The sequence below is a fragment of the Pseudarthrobacter sp. NamE5 genome (assembly GCF_005796225.1).
Classification (GTDB): Bacteria; Actinomycetota; Actinomycetes; order Actinomycetales; family Micrococcaceae; genus Arthrobacter.
This window is the reverse complement of the sequence record NZ_VAHO01000016.1, coordinates 77,803-93,216: the sequence shown is the minus strand read 5'-3', so window position 1 is coordinate 93,216 and position 15,414 is coordinate 77,803. Positions and strand designations below refer to the sequence as shown.

General features: G+C 65.1%; 15 protein-coding genes. 7 read left to right on the top strand and 8 right to left on the bottom strand.

Annotated elements, in window-relative coordinates; all coding sequences use genetic code 11:
* Positions 1-143 precede the first annotated feature (143 nt).
* Entirely contained in the window at positions 144-896 is a 753-nt protein-coding gene (locus FDW84_RS16615) for a DUF4191 domain-containing protein (protein ID WP_138610611.1), read from the top strand.
* An 83-nt stretch (positions 897-979) separates the two neighbouring features.
* Complete coding sequence (locus FDW84_RS16610) at positions 980-1,333, top strand: DUF3817 domain-containing protein (RefSeq protein ID WP_138610610.1); 354 nt, start codon at positions 980-982, stop codon at positions 1,331-1,333.
* A 27-nt stretch (positions 1,334-1,360) separates the two neighbouring features.
* On the opposite strand, the gene FDW84_RS16605 is transcribed toward FDW84_RS16610, so the two are convergent.
* On the bottom strand, positions 1,361-1,798 hold the full coding sequence (locus FDW84_RS16605) for an RDD family protein (RefSeq protein WP_138610609.1): 438 nt from the start codon (positions 1,796-1,798) through the stop codon (positions 1,361-1,363).
* A 278-nt stretch (positions 1,799-2,076) separates the two neighbouring features.
* Between FDW84_RS16605 and glnA (FDW84_RS16600) the strand changes: the two genes are divergently transcribed.
* A complete protein-coding gene (glnA, locus tag FDW84_RS16600) occupies positions 2,077-3,501 on the top strand; it encodes a type I glutamate--ammonia ligase (protein ID WP_138135061.1) in 1,425 nt (474 codons plus the stop codon).
* A 276-nt stretch (positions 3,502-3,777) separates the two neighbouring features.
* Here the strand turns inward: glnA (FDW84_RS16600) and FDW84_RS16595 are convergent, their stop codons facing one another.
* The 3 genes from FDW84_RS16595 to glnA (FDW84_RS16585) are packed head-to-tail and all read right to left on the bottom strand — an operon-like array spanning position 3,778 to position 8,663.
* A complete protein-coding gene (locus FDW84_RS16595; RefSeq protein WP_138610608.1) occupies positions 3,778-4,302 on the bottom strand; it encodes a GNAT family N-acetyltransferase in 525 nt (174 codons plus the stop codon).
* Entirely contained in the window at positions 4,302-7,313 is a 3,012-nt protein-coding gene (locus FDW84_RS16590) for a bifunctional [glutamine synthetase] adenylyltransferase/[glutamine synthetase]-adenylyl-L-tyrosine phosphorylase (RefSeq protein ID WP_138610607.1), read from the bottom strand. Before FDW84_RS16590 ends, FDW84_RS16595 begins: the two co-directional genes overlap by 1 nt.
* 9 nt (positions 7,314-7,322) lie before the next feature.
* Positions 7,323-8,663 carry a type I glutamate--ammonia ligase gene (glnA, locus tag FDW84_RS16585; protein ID WP_138135059.1) on the bottom strand — a complete coding sequence of 447 codons (1,341 nt, stop codon included), beginning with the start codon at positions 8,661-8,663 and terminating at the stop codon, positions 7,323-7,325.
* 311 nt (positions 8,664-8,974) lie between these two features.
* Here glnA (FDW84_RS16585) and panB point away from each other — a divergent pair, with 311 nt between their 5' ends.
* Positions 8,975-9,883: a 3-methyl-2-oxobutanoate hydroxymethyltransferase gene (gene panB / locus FDW84_RS16580; protein WP_138610606.1), complete on the top strand. Its 909-nt coding sequence runs from the start codon at positions 8,975-8,977 to the stop codon at positions 9,881-9,883.
* A gap of 62 nt (positions 9,884-9,945) precedes the next feature.
* On the opposite strand, the gene FDW84_RS16575 is transcribed toward panB, so the two are convergent.
* On the bottom strand, positions 9,946-10,110 hold the full coding sequence (locus FDW84_RS16575; RefSeq protein WP_138610605.1) for an SPOR domain-containing protein: 165 nt from the start codon (positions 10,108-10,110) through the stop codon (positions 9,946-9,948).
* A 122-nt stretch (positions 10,111-10,232) separates the two neighbouring features.
* Between FDW84_RS16575 and map the strand changes: the two genes are divergently transcribed.
* The gene (gene map, locus FDW84_RS16570) at positions 10,233-11,111 is read left to right on the top strand and encodes a type I methionyl aminopeptidase (protein WP_138610604.1); all 879 of its coding nucleotides are present in this window, start codon (positions 10,233-10,235) and stop codon (positions 11,109-11,111) included.
* A gap of 129 nt (positions 11,112-11,240) precedes the next feature.
* Positions 11,241-12,044: a polyphosphate--glucose phosphotransferase gene (gene ppgK / locus FDW84_RS16565; protein WP_138610603.1), complete on the top strand. Its 804-nt coding sequence runs from the start codon at positions 11,241-11,243 to the stop codon at positions 12,042-12,044.
* A 116-nt stretch (positions 12,045-12,160) separates the two neighbouring features.
* Here ppgK and nrdR read toward each other — a convergent pair whose 3' ends face one another.
* From nrdR to FDW84_RS16550, 3 genes are all read right to left on the bottom strand, one after another.
* Positions 12,161-12,661, bottom strand: coding sequence for a transcriptional regulator NrdR (nrdR, locus tag FDW84_RS16560; RefSeq protein WP_138610602.1), 501 nt, complete (start codon positions 12,659-12,661; stop codon positions 12,161-12,163).
* A gap of 192 nt (positions 12,662-12,853) precedes the next feature.
* Positions 12,854-14,221, bottom strand: a complete 1,368-nt coding sequence (hisD, locus tag FDW84_RS16555; protein ID WP_138610601.1) for a histidinol dehydrogenase — start codon at positions 14,219-14,221, stop codon at positions 12,854-12,856.
* Positions 14,222-14,225: 4 nt separating this feature from the next.
* Entirely contained in the window at positions 14,226-14,762 is a 537-nt protein-coding gene (locus tag FDW84_RS16550; protein WP_138610600.1) for a hypothetical protein, read from the bottom strand.
* Positions 14,763-14,894: 132 nt separating this feature from the next.
* Here FDW84_RS16550 and FDW84_RS16545 point away from each other — a divergent pair, with 132 nt between their 5' ends.
* Positions 14,895-15,395, top strand: coding sequence for a flavin reductase family protein (locus tag FDW84_RS16545; protein WP_138610599.1), 501 nt, complete (start codon positions 14,895-14,897; stop codon positions 15,393-15,395).
* The last annotated feature ends 19 nt before the right edge of the window (positions 15,396-15,414 follow it).

The following is a 15,414-nucleotide window of genomic DNA, read 5'->3' as shown; positions in this document are numbered from 1 at the left end:
AACCACCCGCCAGGAAGCCAGCACCCTGCTCGCCGCGCATTCCTGACCCGACGTCCGCACCAGGACATAGCCTCCCCGAGGGCCGGCACCGGAACATTCCGGCGTCCGGCCCTTGGTCTTTAGTCACGTAGAATTGAGGCACTATGGCGAAATCCCCTGACTCCAGCAACTCCACTCCGGCGGGCTCCAGCGCGGTGAAGCGCGGTCTGTTCTCACGCAAGCCGAAAGAGCCGAAAGCAAAGAAGCCCAGCCGGCTCAAGCAGATCGGTGAAGTTTTCACCATGACGCGCCGCCATGACCCCATGGTGCCGTGGCTGATGCTGCTGGTTTTCCTGGGCGTTGTGGCTGTCAGCTTCCTGGTGGGCTTTTGGCTGGATAACTGGATTACAGGCCTGATTATTGGCATCCCGCTGGGCCTGCTGGGTGCCACGTTCATCCTCTCGCGGCGGGCTGAGCGCGCCGCATTCGCGCAGATCGAAAACCAGCCGGGCGCATCCGGCGCTGCCTTGGGCACACTCCGCCGAGGCTGGATCAGCGAGGAGCAGCCCGTCGCTGTCAACCCGCGCACCCAGGATGCCGTCTTCCGTGCCATCGGCCGTCCCGGCGTCGTACTGGTCAGCGAAGGCCCCTCCCACCGGGTCAAGCCGCTGCTGGACGCCGAACGCAAGCGCCTGGCGCGCATCCTGCCCAATGTCACCGTGCACATCATTGAAAGTGGCCGCGGCGAAGGCCAGGTGCCCCTCAACGAGGTGGCCAGGAAGATGGGCAAACTCAAGAAGGAACTGACCAAGCTTGAGGTGAATGCCGTGTCCAAGCGGATCGCTTCGCTGGGCAACCGCCTCCCCATCCCCAAGGGCATTGACCCGTACAAAGCGCGTCCCAACCGCGGACGCTAGGTTTTGAACCCGCCCCGGTTCCGGCTACGGCCGGCAGCCGGGGCGTTTTCTTTGCAGCCCTTATGGCAGGACAGGATATTCCTATGACCTTCAAGAACGCAGTACTCCGCGCCTTCCGGATCCTCGCCGTCGCGGAAGCCTTCAGCTGGGCGGCGCTCCTCATCGGCATGTACTTCAAGTGGATTGCCGGCACCACCGAGATCGGCGTACAGGTGGCGGGGCCCATCCACGGAGCCCTTTTCGTTGGCTATGGCGTTGCTGCCCTCGCCCTTTGGAGGCTGCAGCGCTGGCCATTCCTGGTGGCTGTCTTTGCAGGTATCTCGGCCGTTTTTCCGTTCGCCACCATCCTGTTCGAACGGTGGGCGGACAAGCGGAACTACCTCAGCACTGCCGCAACGCCCGGTCCCTTGGCAGCCAGGGAAACCAGCCGCGTGTAACGCGGGCAGGCCCCCTCGCAGCTGCCCTTAGCGCCGGATCAGCAGGGTATTCATCGCCTTGTCGTGCAGGCCCCTGTGGTCCGCATCGAAAATTACGGCCGGGATTACCAGGCAGAGCAGGACGGACCTCACCAAGGCGGCCAGGGGTCCCGGCGCGCCCCCGCCGACTTTCACCACGTGGATGCCCATGAGACGGTGGCCAATGCTGTAGCCGAGCGTTCCGATCAGGAGAATTTGTTCTGCGGCGAAGATCGCCAAAGTGGCCCAGGAGTCGCCGGCGAACGCGAAGTTGCTGATCAGCAGCGCAATTCCCCAGTCGATCATGATGGCCACGATCCTGCGGCCTGCCCGGGCGACGGAGCCCGGTCCCGACTCCGGCAGGCCCAGGCGCTCCCCCGGGTACTTTGAAATGCCGGAGGTGTCAGGGCCGGACAGCCAGGAGCCGATGTCTTTACGATCTACCACCGTCCAAGCTTAGCGAGTTCCGGGCGCCCATACTGTGGAAGTGGTTAGACCAGAGTGTGGACAGAAGATAGCGTTGCCTTAGCAGGGCATTCTGTAACCTGCCCGAAACAATGTGGACACGGACGGGAAATGCCGCGTCCATAGGCTGTTACCAGTTTCGAGCGAATCCCCCCGGCAGGAAATCAACTTCAGGGAAGCACTGTGATGTTTCCCTGCCCCGGGTTGCGCTGGACCAGATGGCTTACACGCCAGATATCACATATGCGTTAGGAGCATAGATGTTCAAGACTGCGGACGAAGTCCTCAAGTTCATCAAGGACGAAGATATTAAGTTCGTCGACATCCGTTTCACCGATCTTCCGGGTGTCCAGCAGCACTTCAACGTTCCCGCCAAGAGTGTTGACGCTGACTTCTTCATCAACGGCCAGCTCTTCGACGGATCCTCCATCCGCGGCTTCCAGGGCATCGCAGAGTCGGATATGCAGCTGATCCCGGACGTCACCACGGCGTTCCTGGATACCTTCCGCATGGAAAAGACCCTCGCCCTGAACTTCTCCATCGTCAACCCCCGCACCGGTGACCCTTACCACCGTGACCCCCGCGGCGTTGCTGAGAAGGCCGAGGCCTACCTGGCGTCCACCGGCATCGCCGACACCGCGTTCTTCGCTCCCGAGGCCGAATTCTTCGTCTTCGACAACGTCCAGTACCAGTCTTCCCCGCAGGGCAGCTTCTACAAGATCGATTCCGAGGAAGCCCACTGGAACACCGGCCGCGAGGAAGAGGGCGGAAACCTCGGCTACAAAACTCCCGTCAAGGGCGGCTACTTCCCCGTTTCCCCTACTGACAAGCAGGCCGACCTGCGCGACGCCATGTGCGTGGCCCTGGACGAGGCCGGCCTCGAGGTTGAGCGCAGCCACCACGAAGTGGGATCCGCCGGCCAGGCTGAGATCAACTACAAGTTCACCACGCTGACGCACGCTGCAGACGACCTGCAGAAGTTCAAGTACGTCATCAAGAACACCGCGGATGCCTGGGGCAAGTCGGTAACCTTCATGCCGAAGCCGGTCTTCGGTGACAACGGTTCGGGCATGCACTGCCACCAGTCGCTGTGGAGCAACGGCGAGCCGCTGTTCTACGACGAGAAGGGCTACGCCGGGCTGTCCGACACCGCCCGCTGGTACATCGGCGGCCTGCTGCAGCACGCCTCCGCCGTCCTTGCCTTCACCAACCCGACGGTCAACTCGTACCGCCGCCTGGTCAAGGGCTTCGAAGCTCCGGTCAACATGGTCTACTCGCAGGGCAACCGCTCCGCCGGTATCCGTATACCGATCACGGGCACCAATCCCAAGGCCAAGCGCATCGAATTCCGCGCTCCGGACCCCTCCTCCAACCCGTACCTGGCGTTCGCTGCCCAGCTGATGGCCGGCATCGACGGAATCCGCAACCGCATCGAGCCCCCGGCACCGATCGACAAGGACCTCTACGAGCTCCCGGCCGAGGAAGCCAAGGACATCCCCAAGGCACCGGGCACGCTCGAGGAAGCCTTGGAGGCCCTGCGTGAGGACAACGAGTTCCTGCAGGCCGGCGGCGTATTCACCCAGGACCTGATCGACACCTGGATCGAGTACAAGTACGAGAACGAGATCCGCCCGCTGTCCCTGCGCCCGAACCCCTACGAGTTCGAGCTCTACTACGGCGTCTAGTCTTTACGATCCAAGACTGTGAAGGCGGCCACCGGACACTCCGGTGGCCGCCTTTTGCATGCCCGGCAGGAGCACGTCCTGCGCGGAGGGAATTGGTGCCAGAAGGTGGAGGTCCGGCTCCAGACGTGCTGAGACCGGGAGCCGGACCCCCTGACGAATGCCCCCCGAGACGAAGACTGTTCCAGCCTTCCCCCCAACAAGGTTTGAAGAACACCGCCAATCCACATGATCGGGCAATTGCTTTGTTAGCGCAAACGGCCCACCGGAGCCGTTACGTCATTGTGGCCCAAAGCTGCGGAACATAACCCGCTGGGGCCCTGCGGGTCCTCCGGTGTACCGGCCCCGGTCGCTGAAGCCCGCCCGGCGGTAGGCGGACAATCCGGCCAGGTTCGCCTCATTGACGGAGAGTACGACGCCGGCCTCGCCGCCACTCTGGCGATCGGTCAGCTTTTCAGCGGTTGCCACAGCGGCGGCAGCGGCCAGCGGGCCCAGCCCCCTGCCCTGTTCCCGCCTGTCGATTAGGAAACCCCGCAGCAGCCAGGCCGAGTGGTCATCCGGCCAGCCCGCCAAACGTGCCGCCCCCGACTGCAGCGTCAGCACGCCGACAGCGCGGCCCCCAAACTCGATCACGTAGGGCCGGCGCGCCTCTTCAGCAAGTCCTGCCAGGACCATCCGGAGCGGGTCACCGACATACCTGTCCTGGCCAGGGCCCAGTTCAAGATCAGCAACGGCTCCGAGCTGGACCGCCCGCGCGTCTGCGTCCAGGTCCCGGAGCGAAATCAGCCAAACGGTGGTATCCATCACTGGCCGTAAAAAACCCGTTCGAAGACTGCCCGGGCGCGCCGGCTGACGCGCAGGTAGTCCTCTTCAAGCGCAGTGGCGTTCCCGGGCTCATAGCCGCACCACCGCGCCACCGCTTCCAGGTCCCGCCGCGAGGACGGCAAAACGTCCGAAGCCTTGCCACTCCAGATCACGTTTGCGGACCTGATCCTGCTCGCCAGCCGCCAGGCCTGGGCCAGGAGATCGGCATCGTTCCCCGCCAGCAGGCCAAGGCCGGCAGCCGCTTCCAGCGCCGGAACAGTCGACGTGGTCCGCAGTTCCGGGTGCTTTCCGGCGTGCTGCAGCTGCAGCAGCTGGATCAGCCACTCGACGTCGCTGAGTCCTCCGCGGCCCAGCTTAAGGTGCCGTGCCGGGTCGGCGCCGCGGGGAAGGCGTTCCGATTCCACGCGTGCCTTGATCCTGCGGATCTCCCGGACATCCTGCTCAGAAACGGCTTCCGGATACCGGATGGGGTCGATGAGGGCAATGAAATCAGCAGCCAGGCCGTCGTCACCGGCCATGGGACGCGCCCGCAGCAGTGCCTGGGCCTCCCAGATCAGTGACCAGCGCCGGTAGTACTCGGCGAACGAGTCCAGGGACCGGACCATGGCGCCGTTTTTCCCCTCCGGCCGCAGGTCCGCATCCATCTGAAGGATCCGTTCGGCCAAGATGGCGGGCTTCAGCGGCTGAGTCAGCAGTGTGGAGACCTTGGCCACGATCCGCGCCGCCTGCTCCTGCGCCTCAGCGTCGGTGAAGCCAGGGCGTGCCCGGTGCACGTACATCACGTCTGCGTCCGAACCGTAACCGATCTCGCGGCCGCCCTGGCGTCCCATGGCCACCACCAGCACAGCGGTCTTGAGCGGGCCCCTGGCGGCGACTATGCCTTCAGCCACCCGCAGGGCGCCAAGAACGGCGGCCCGGTCAGTGTCGGCCAGGGCGGCGCCCACCTGGTCCTGGCTGAGCAGTCCTGCGGAGTCAGCGACGGCAACGCGAAGGATCTCGCGGCGGCGGATCAGACGGATGAGGCGCATGGCGCTCTCTGGATCCTCATGCCGTGACATCTTGGAGACAATTTCCTGCCACTGGGCCTCGAAGCTCACGGGCACCAGGTCCCTGTCATGGCCCAGCCACGCGACGGACTCCGGCGAGACCTCCAGCAGGTCAGCAATGAGACGGGAATTGGAAAGCATGTGGCAGAGCCGCTCGGCAGCAGCATTGGAGTCGCGGAGCATGCCCAGGTACCAGTGCGTGGTCCCCAAAGCTTCACTGACGCGCCGGAAGGCAAGGAGTCCGGCGTCGGGGTCAACCCCTTCGGCCAGCCAGTCCAAGAGGATCGGCAGCAGCTGCCGCTGCAGTGCTGCCCGCCGGCTGACCCCGGCCGTAAGCGCCTCAATGTGGCGCATGGCACCCTTCGGATCCCGGTATCCCAGGGCGGCCAACCTGCCCTGGGCAGCCTCCGGCGTCAGCCTGGCGTCTTCGCTGCTGAGCTTGGCAGCTGTGTTCAGCAGCGGCCGGTAGAAAATCCGCTCGTGGAGCTCACGCACCGATCGCTTGGTCTTCTGCCACGTGGCGAGCAGCGCATCCGGGTGCGGCCGCTCATTGGAAAACGGGCCCAGTACCGCCTTGGCCAGCGCCCTGAGTGCCGGTTCCGCTACCGGCATGAGATGCGTCCGGCGCAGCTGGAACAGCTGGATGCGGTGCTCCAGCAGGCGCAGGTACCTGTAGGCGTTGTCAAAGGCGGCAGCATCCGAACGGCCGATGTATCCTCCGGCAGACAATGCGGCAATGGCAGAGGTGGTGTCGCGCCGCCGCAGCGTCTCGTCCGCTTTGCCGTGCACGAGTTGAAGCAGCTGGACGGTGAACTCGACGTCCCGCAGGCCGCCGCGGCCCAGCTTGATCTGCCGCTGCTCCTCGGCGGCGGGGATGTGTTCGGTGACACGCCGCCGCATGGCCTGGACGGATTCCACGAAACCGTCCCGGCTGGCTGAACTCCAGATCAGGGGCGCGACGGCCTCCTCATAGCGGCGGCCCAGGCCTGCGTCCCCGGCGATGGCACGCGCCTTCAGCAGCGCCTGGAACTCCCAGCTTTCCGCCCACCGGGCATAGTAGGATTCGTGCGAGGCGAGGGTGCGCACCAGCGGTCCGGACTTCCCCTCCGGCCGGAGGTTTGCGTCCACTTCCCACAGGCCTGGCTCACGGGCCACGGAAGAGATGGCCCGCGAGATCCCGGCGGCCAGGGCAGTACCGATGGTATTTGCGTGCGCATCCTCCAGGCCACCTGGGTCCACCACATAAATGACGTCGACGTCGGAGATGTAGTTCAGCTCGCGGGCTCCGCACTTGCCCATGCCAATCACGGCGAGGCCCACTTCGGCAACGTCGCCGGCGCCGTACTGCTCCGCTGCCTCAGCTCGCGAGACCGCGAGGGCCGCCTCGATGGCTGCCCCGGCAAGATCAGCCAGTTCCCCGCCCACAGCCGGGAGGAAGTCCAGGGGATCGGCGGCACACAGGTCCTTGACGGCGAGGTCCACCACTCCCCTGCGGTACGCCGTTCGCAGCGCCTCGTAAGCCGTAGTTCCTGCCATGCCGGCCACTGGCCGGGCCGCGCGCGGGTCGGCACCCACCGAACGCAGGAGGGTCTCGCGCAGTTCCGCGGAATCAGTCTGCAGCGGCTCGGGGCTGACTCTGACGCGGAAAGCCTGCAGATGCTCAGGGTGCCGGATCAGGAACTCCCCAAGTGCCTCAGAGGCACCGAGAACACGGTACATCGGCTCGCTCGTATCAACGTCCGAAGCAGCCAGCTCGCGCAGGTCCGGATGCTTTTCGATCAGGCGGACCAGTGACTGGAGGGCAGTGTCCGGGCTGGCCGCCATCTGCAGGCCCGCAAACAGCCTGTCCTGGTCCAGCCCGTCAAGTTCGGGTGCGGACAGGAACCGCTCGCCCTTCTCCAGGTCACTGAAACCGGCCGCGATAAGGCGGCGTGCCAGACTCACGCCCGCCCCCTACAGAATGGCGAGGTTGCGCTGCAGCTCGTAGGGCGTCACCTGGAGCCTGTAGTCCTGCCACTCGGCGCGCTTGTTGCGCAGGAAGTGCTCAAAAACCTGCTCGCCCAGGATCTGGGGCATCAGTTCCGAATCTTCCATGGTCCGGATGGCGTCATGAAGGCTTGCCGGCAGGGGGTCGTGGCCCATGGCGCGGCGTTCGGCGGAGCTGAGCGACCAGACATCATCCTCTGCTGCAGCCGGAAGATCGTAGCCTTCCTCGATGCCTTTCAGGCCGGCGCCGAGCAGGACCGCATAGGCAAGGTAGGGGTTTGCCGCGGAATCGATGCCCCGGTATTCGATCCGGGCGGACTGGCCCTTGCCCGGCTTGTACAGGGGCACGCGGACCAGGGCAGAGCGGTTGTTGTGGCCCCAGCTCAGGTAGCTCGGCGCCTCGCCGCCGCCCCAAAGGCGCTTGTAGGAATTCACGAACTGGTTGGTCACAGCGGTGAATTCCGGCGCGTGCTTGAGGATGCCGGCAATGAACTGGCGGGCCGTCTTCGACAGCTGGAACTCCGCGCCGGCCTCATAGAAAGCGTTGGTGTCCCCCTCGAACAGCGAGAAGTGGGTGTGCATGCCGGACCCGGGGTGGGCCGTGAACGGCTTGGGCATGAACGTGGCATAGGTGCCCTGCTGGAGGGCCACTTCCTTTATGACGGTTCGGAACGTCATGATGTTGTCCGCCGTCTGGAGGGCATCGGCGTACCGCAGGTCGATCTCGTTTTGCCCCGGGCCGGCCTCGTGGTGGCTGAACTCCACGGAGATGCCTACCGATTCCAGCATGGTGACGGCCGTCCGGCGGAAGTCCTGGGCAACACCGCCCGGAACGTGGTCGAAGTAGCCGCCCTCGTCTACCGGAACCGGCGCCCCGTCCGGACCGGGCTCCTGGGACTTGAGGAGGTAGAACTCGATTTCAGGGTGGGTGTAGCAGGTGAAGCCCATGTCCGCAGCCTTGGCGAGGGTACGCTTCAGGACGTTGCGGGGGTCCGCCGCGGACGGTTCCCCGTCCGGCGTCAGGATGTCGCAGAACATGCGCGACGTCTGTTCCGTCTCCCCGCGCCAGGGCAGGATCTGGAAGGTGGAGGGATCCGGCTGGGCCAGCATGTCCGACTCGAACACGCGGGCCAGGCCTTCAATAGCGGAACCGTCGAAGCCCAGGCCTTCCTCGAAGGCACCCTCAACCTCGGCGGGGGCGAGGGCCACGGACTTGAGCGAACCCACGACGTCGGTGAACCACAGGCGCACGAAACGTACGTCGCGCTCTTCGATCGTGCGCAGGACAAACTCTTGCTGGCGGTCCATGATGGCCTCTTCTCCGGTCAACGTCCATGCTCCGGGTCCGCGGAGGGGAAGCCGGCAGCAGTTCACCAACACTGTACTAAGCATTCGCCGCCGATGCTGGAGCCTGCGGGCTGCGTAACACAGCGTTAACACCGCGCTACCGGGATTTGCGTTGCCCCGCCCGCCCTTCTGCCCTCCTGCCCCTTGTATAGGAGGCCCGGCCTTATTCGCCGGCTTCTGCGGCGTACGGACAGCCCGTTATGACGCTTATCACCACCTGGCCCTGCTGCTGCCGGTAGCTAGGACGGCAGGTACAGCACTACGCTCATGCCATGGCCTCCAGCAACAGCTCCGACTCCAGCATGTCCGCAGATGTCACCGCCCCGTACGGCAATGGACCGGGCCAGGCACCTGCTCCTGGAGCTGCCTCCGCGCCGGAGCGGAAGCCGGGCAAGGTGCGCATCCACCACCTGCAGCAGGCCAAGAAGGACGGCACCAGGTTCGCGATGCTCACTGCATATGAGCAGTACACAGCAGAGATTTTCGACGCCGCCGGCATCGAAGTGCTCCTGGTGGGCGACTCGGCATCCAACAATGTCTTCGGCAACGAAACCAGCCTGCCAGTGACAGTGGACGAACTGCTGCCCCTGTGCCGGGCCGTGGCGCGGTCCGCCAAGCGTGCCCTGGTGGTGGCAGACCTGCCGTTCGGCAGCTATGAGGTGTCCCCCGGACAGGCCGTCGCCGCGGGCGTCCGGTTCCTCAAAGAGGGCGGGGCGCACGCTGTCAAGATCGAAGGCGGCAAGTACTATGCGCCAACCGTGAAGGCCATGGTCCACGCCGGCATTCCAGTGATGGCGCACATCGGCTTCACTCCGCAAAGCGAGCATGCGCTTGGCGGCTACCGCGTCCAGGGCCGCGGCGACGACGGCCAGAGACTGATTGACGACGCCGTGGCGCTGGCTGAAGCCGGCGCGTTCAGCGTGCTGATGGAAATGGTTCCGGCAGAGACTGCTGCCGCCGTGGATGCGGCCGTGACCGTTCCCACCGTGGGGATCGGCGCCGGCAGGGAAACCACGGGCCAGGTACTCGTCTGGCAGGACATGGCCGGACTCCGCGGCGGCCGGATGGCCAAATTTGTGAAGCAGTACGCGGACCTGCGCAGCACCCTTCTGGACGCAGCCACGGCCTACCGCGAGGATGTCCGGTCAGGCCAGTTCCCCGGCCCCGAGCACTCCTTCTAGCGGCAGCACGCCAGCTTCCGGTGCAGCACCCCGGCGCCGGGGGGCTGCCCGCCTGCCTGCCGTCAGTCGTCGTCGTCCTTTTCCCAGGCCTCATTGCGCGCCCTGACCTTCTCCAGGGCGTGCTCAGCCTCTTCCCTCGTCTTGTAGGGGCCGATCAGCTGGCTCCAGTCGGACAGCCGGTCTTCTTCAATCTCGTGCGTCCTGATGTTGTACCAGTACTCAGCCATCGCTGCTCCTCGTTCCGGCAGGTGGGGAAGCAGCGGCGTGATCCGCGTAACTTAAATTCTTACGCCGATCCCGCCCGGCCTCCGGTTGTTAGGCGTTCTGCAGTGCCTTATATGATCAATCTATGCCTTCCCTTGCCTCTACTGCACCCATCGGCTCCCTCACCCCGGGAACCATAGGTCCGCAGCGTCCCGTCCCGGCGTCCATCCCGCGGCCGGAGTACGTTGGCAAGCCCGCACCGGCGAAGTTCACCGGTTCGGAGGTCAAGTCCCCGGAAACGATCGAGAAGATCCGGATCGCCGGGAAGATCGCCGCCCAGGCGATCGTCGAAGTGGGCAGGCACATCAAGCCCGGTGTCACCACTGACCACCTTGACAAGGTGGGCCACGAATTCCTCCTCGACCACCATGCCTACCCGTCCACCCTTGGCTACCGGGGCTTCCCGAAGTCGTTGTGCTCCTCGCTGAACGAGGTCATCTGCCACGGCATCCCGGACAGCACGGTGGTCCAGGCTGGCGACATTCTCAACATCGACATCACCGCCTACATCAACGGCGTGCACGGCGACACCAACTACACCTTCCTGGTGGGCGACGTGGACGAGGAATCAAGGCTGCTGGTGGAACGCACCCAGGAGTCGCTTAACCGCGCCATCAAGGCCGTGGCCCCCGGCCGGGAAATCAACGTCATTGGCCGGGCAATCCAGTCCTACGCGAAGCGCTTCGGTTACGGTGTTGTGCGTGACTTCACCGGGCACGGGGTGGGTGAGGCCTTCCATACCGGGCTTATCATCCCGCACTACGACGCCGCCCCTGCCTACAACACGGTCATCGAGGCCGGCATGGTCTTCACGATCGAACCGATGCTCACCCTGGGCACGGTGGAGTGGGACATGTGGGCCGATGACTGGACAGTGGTCACGAAGGACCGGAAGCGTACCGCCCAGTTCGAGCACACCTTGCTGGTCACGGAGTCCGGCGCGGAGATACTCACCCTGCCCTAGCCTGCACTGGTGACCAGCCTGATGTACTGATCGCCGCTTTACCCATCACCGGTACCCACCGGACATCGATTCCGGCCGGCCGCCCCGGCCGTCGCTCCCCTGCCCGCCCCTGCCACGAACGGAAACCCATTGGCCAAGAAGGACGACAAATCGCAGAAGAACGCCCCGCTGATCGGCATCGACATCGGAGGCACGGGAATCAAGGGCGGCATCGTCGACCTGAAAAAGGGCAAGCTGCTGGGCGAGCGGTTCCGCGTACCCACCCCGCAGCCGGCCACGCCTGAGGCTGTTGCCGAAGCAGTGGCGCTGGTGGTTTCCGAGCTTTCTGCCCGCCCGGAGGCACCTGCTGCCGGCTCGCCAGTAGGCGTTACCTTTCCTGGCATCATCCAGCACGGCGTGGTGCACTCCGCAGCCAATGTGGACAAAAGCTGGCTCAACACTGACATCGACGCGCTCCTGACCGCCCGCCTGGGCCGGCCGGTGGAAGTCATCAATGATGCCGATGCCGCCGGGCTTGCGGAAGCCCGCTACGGCGCAGGCGCCGGCGTCAAGGGCACCGTCCTGGTGATCACGCTGGGCACGGGCATCGGTTCCGCCTTCATCTTCGACGGCAAGCTTGTTCCCAACGCTGAACTGGGACACCTGGAAATTGACGGGCACGATGCCGAAACCAAGGCTTCGGCCGTGGCCAGGGAGCGTGACGGACTTTCCTGGGAAGAGTACAGCGTCCTGCTGCAGCGCTATTTCTCCCACGTGGAATTCCTGTTCTCGCCTGAACTGTTCATCGTGGGCGGCGGCATCTCCAAGCGGGCGGACGAGTACCTGCCGAAGCTCAAGCTCCGGACGCCCATCGTTCCGGCAGTCCTTCGCAACGAGGCCGGCATCGTGGGTGCCGCCATCGAAATCGCGTTGAAGCACAAACTCGCAAAGTAGGCTGTGTCCGCGCCCCGCTCGTGGCGCCAGGATGGTCACGGGCGGGCGCGGCACCGGCACGGCTGCGAGGGTGCCGGTGGTGGCTGCGGCTTCCCCTCCGCAGCCACCACCGGGGTCTACAGTGGGCTTTTTGCGGTGTTCCTGGCGCCCTTGGCCGGAAGAGCCTGGGCGTCTTCTTCCTGCCGGAGCAGGGCTATGGCCGATTCGAAGTCCTCCAGGGATTCGAATGCCTGGTACACGCTGGCGAAGCGCAAGTAGGCAACCTGGTCCAGCTTCTGCAGTGGACCAAGAATGACCAGGCCCACTTCGTGGGCGTCAATCTCAGCTGCGCCGGAGGAACGGATCTGCTCTTCAACTTCCTGCGCCAGCAGCGCGAGGTCATCCTCACTGACGGGACGTCCCTGGCACGCCTTGCGCACACCGTTGATCACTTTGCTGCGGCTGAAAGGCTCGCCTACGCCCGACCGCTTGATCACGGAAAGGCTGGTGGTTTCGACCGTGGTGAAGCGGCGTCCGCACTCCGGGCACTGGCGGCGCCGGCGGATGGCAGAGCCGTCATCCGCCATCCGGCTGTCAACGACCCGCGAATCGGGATTGCGGCAGAACGGGCAGTACATGGCGCCTCCCCTCTTCTGTGATCGCCCAGGCAGTATTGCCTGTGGGCCTGTGGCCATTTTGTGGTCGCCCGTCTTTATACAGGCAGAACCCTTGCGTCTCTAAGTTTACGTCCCAGCGAAGGGTAACAACAAGCTTGTAATTACTACATGTTGTGGTTGCTGCTACTACATGTCGGCTTCGAAAGGGCTTTTTCAGGCAAACCTGGCCGTCACGGCGTCACCGTGGGCCGGCAGGTCCTCGGCTCCGGACAGGCTGACGATATGCCCGCTGACCTCGGCCAGCGCATCCCGGCTGTAGTTCACCACCTGGATGGCGCGCAGGAAGGTGGTCACGTTCAGCCCGGAGGAAAACGCTGCCGTACCGCTGGTGGGCAGGACATGGTTGGAACCTGCACAGTAGTCCCCCAGGCTGACGGGGCTGAAGTCGCCCACGAAAATGGCCCCGGCGTTCCGGATCCTTGCGGCGACACCGGGAGCATCGGCGGTCATGATCTCCAGGTGTTCCGCAGCATAGGCATCGCAGGCGGCGATGCCCTGCTCCAGGCTGTCCACCAGCACTGTTCCCGACTGCGGTCCGGACAGCGCGTCACGGACACGGTCTGAATGCTTGGTGGCTTCGGCCTGCCGGTCGAGCTCGGCGCGGACCGCGGCGGCGAGCTCCTCGGAATCGGTGATCAGTACCGAGGCCGCCTTGGGATCGTGCTCCGCCTGGCTGATGAGGTCGGCTGCAACCAGGCGCGGCTGCGCCGTGGCGTCGGCAAGGATGGCAATCTCCGTGGTGCCTGCTTCGGAGTCGATCCCCACCACGCCCTTTACCAGGCGCTTGGCCGTGGCCACGTAAATGTTCCCGGGACCAGTCACTACATCCACGGGCTCCAGCGCCGGACCCGTTTCCGTTGCCGCCACCCCGTAGGCGAAAGCCGCGACAGCCTGGGCGCCGCCGATGGCATAGACCTCGGTGATTCCCAGCAACGCAGCGGCGGCCAGGATGGTGGGGTGCGGCAGCCCGCCGAACTCCTTCTGTGGAGGGGAAGCAAGGGCAATGGATCCGACTCCGGCCGCAAGCGCCGGAACAACGTTCATGACCACCGACGACGGGTAGACAGCCAGGCCGCCCGGTACGTAGAGGCCAACCCGGCGCACCGGTACCCAGTTCTGGCTGACCACGGCACCGTCACCGAGCTGGACGTCCACGTTCCGGGGACGCTGGCTGTCGGCAAAGCGGCGTGCCCGGCTGATGGATTCCTCCAGCGCGCGGCGGACGGACGGGTCCAGCTCCTCCAGCGCGGAAGTGAGCGCCTCCCGCGGAACCAGCGGGTGGTCCTGCTGCACGCCGTCAAAGCGGAGGGCCAGTTCGGCCAGCGCCTCGAACCCGCGCCGCCGGACGTCGGAGATGATGTCCAGGACCTTTTCCTCCGCGTCTGCCACCGTATGGCCCTGGGCGCGCGGCACTGCCGCGCGGAGGCCCGCAAGCGTCAGGTTTTGCCCGCGCAGATCCACGGTGCGGAAATTTACGACGGCGGCGGCTGGGGTGGCGGGATTCTGCGCGGAAGTGGTCACTGGTTTATTTTACGGGCCACGCCGCAGCATCCGGCGACTGGTGCCCACCGGCGTCGGGCTTCCTGCCCAGGAGGGCGAACAGCTCCAGCGCAAAAACCGAGACGGCGGTGGCGGCAGGCCACAAAAGCAGCACGGGCCAGGCCCGGAGCGAAAAGGCGATGCTGGCGTTGATTGAGGCATCCACTGCAGGACCCCAAAACCGGGCGGCGAGCAAGCCTGCCTGCAAGGCAAGGACAGCACCGCCCAGGGCTCCTGCCAGCGCCATCAGGAATTCAGCCCGCGGATCCCGGCGCTTCCTGTCCGAAACAACGACGGCCAGGATGCACCCGGCCAGAACCAGCAGGCCGGCCAAGGTGAGGTCCCGCGGCAGCCAGACCGCCGGATTGGTGCCGCTGGCAAGGCCTGGATCCCGGGTGATCAGGTTAAGACCGCCCGGAGCAAGGACCCACCACAGGATTCCAAGCGGAACACCTGCCACTGCCGGGACCGCGAGTGTTGCCCAGGGCAGGCGCGGATGGTTGCGGCGGCGGGGTTTAGTCATGCAACAAACCTTAACAAATGTTCCAGCCGCTCAAGGCCCGGAGACGGGTCTGCCGCTGGTTCATCCTTGGCGGAGCTGACCCAATACCCTTGAAGGTGAGCATTCAACAGTCGTTCCACCCCAGGAGTTTCCGTGCCAGACAACGACGTGCCGTTCGAGCGGACGTTCAGGGAGATGTTCCGGCGCCATGCCGCCGGCGTCGCCATCATCACGGTGAACTACAAGGATGAGCCCTATGGCTTCACCGCCACCTCGGTGGCATCGCTCTCGGCGCAGCCGCCGCGTTTCACCTTCAACATGGCCCGCAGCTCCAGGTCCTGGCCGGCCGTGGCCAACACCAACTACCTCGGCGTCCACATGCTGGGCCTTGAGAACCAGGCGCTTGCGGACAAGTTCGCCCGTCCCGGCAACCGGTTCGAGGGAGACCATTGGGAGGTTGGTCCGCACGGCGTACCAGTGCTCAAGGACGTGGCCGGCTGGCTGATCGGCGAGGTGCAGATGCGCTTGTCCTTCGAGAACAACGCGGTGGTGGTGGTCCAGGTGGTTGACGGCCAGGTGGGCGGGGAAGGGTCACCGCTGCTGTACCACGGCGGCAGCTATGGCCAGCCTGTGCCGCTCGACTACGAAATCTAAGAGTCTCCACGCGCAGAGC

Excerpts from the sequence above, each read along its gene's own strand:
- nrdR (WP_138610602.1), bottom strand. The coding sequence starts at position 12,661 with ATGTACTGCCCGTTCTGCCGCAATCCCGATTCGCGGGTCGTTGACAGC.
- FDW84_RS16615 (WP_138610611.1), top strand. The coding sequence starts at position 144 with ATGGCGAAATCCCCTGACTCCAGCAACTCCACTCCGGCGGGCTCCAGC.
- glnA (WP_138135061.1), top strand. The coding sequence starts at position 2,077 with ATGTTCAAGACTGCGGACGAAGTCCTCAAGTTCATCAAGGACGAAGAT.
- glnA (WP_138135059.1), bottom strand. The coding sequence starts at position 8,663 with ATGGACCGCCAGCAAGAGTTTGTCCTGCGCACGATCGAAGAGCGCGAC.
- panB (WP_138610606.1), top strand. The coding sequence starts at position 8,975 with ATGGCCTCCAGCAACAGCTCCGACTCCAGCATGTCCGCAGATGTCACC.
- FDW84_RS16595 (WP_138610608.1), bottom strand. The coding sequence starts at position 4,302 with ATGGATACCACCGTTTGGCTGATTTCGCTCCGGGACCTGGACGCAGAC.
- FDW84_RS16575 (WP_138610605.1), bottom strand. The coding sequence starts at position 10,110 with ATGGCTGAGTACTGGTACAACATCAGGACGCACGAGATTGAAGAAGAC.
- FDW84_RS16550 (WP_138610600.1), bottom strand. The coding sequence starts at position 14,762 with ATGACTAAACCCCGCCGCCGCAACCATCCGCGCCTGCCCTGGGCAACA.
- FDW84_RS16610 (WP_138610610.1), top strand. The coding sequence starts at position 980 with ATGACCTTCAAGAACGCAGTACTCCGCGCCTTCCGGATCCTCGCCGTC.
- map (WP_138610604.1), top strand. The coding sequence starts at position 10,233 with ATGCCTTCCCTTGCCTCTACTGCACCCATCGGCTCCCTCACCCCGGGA.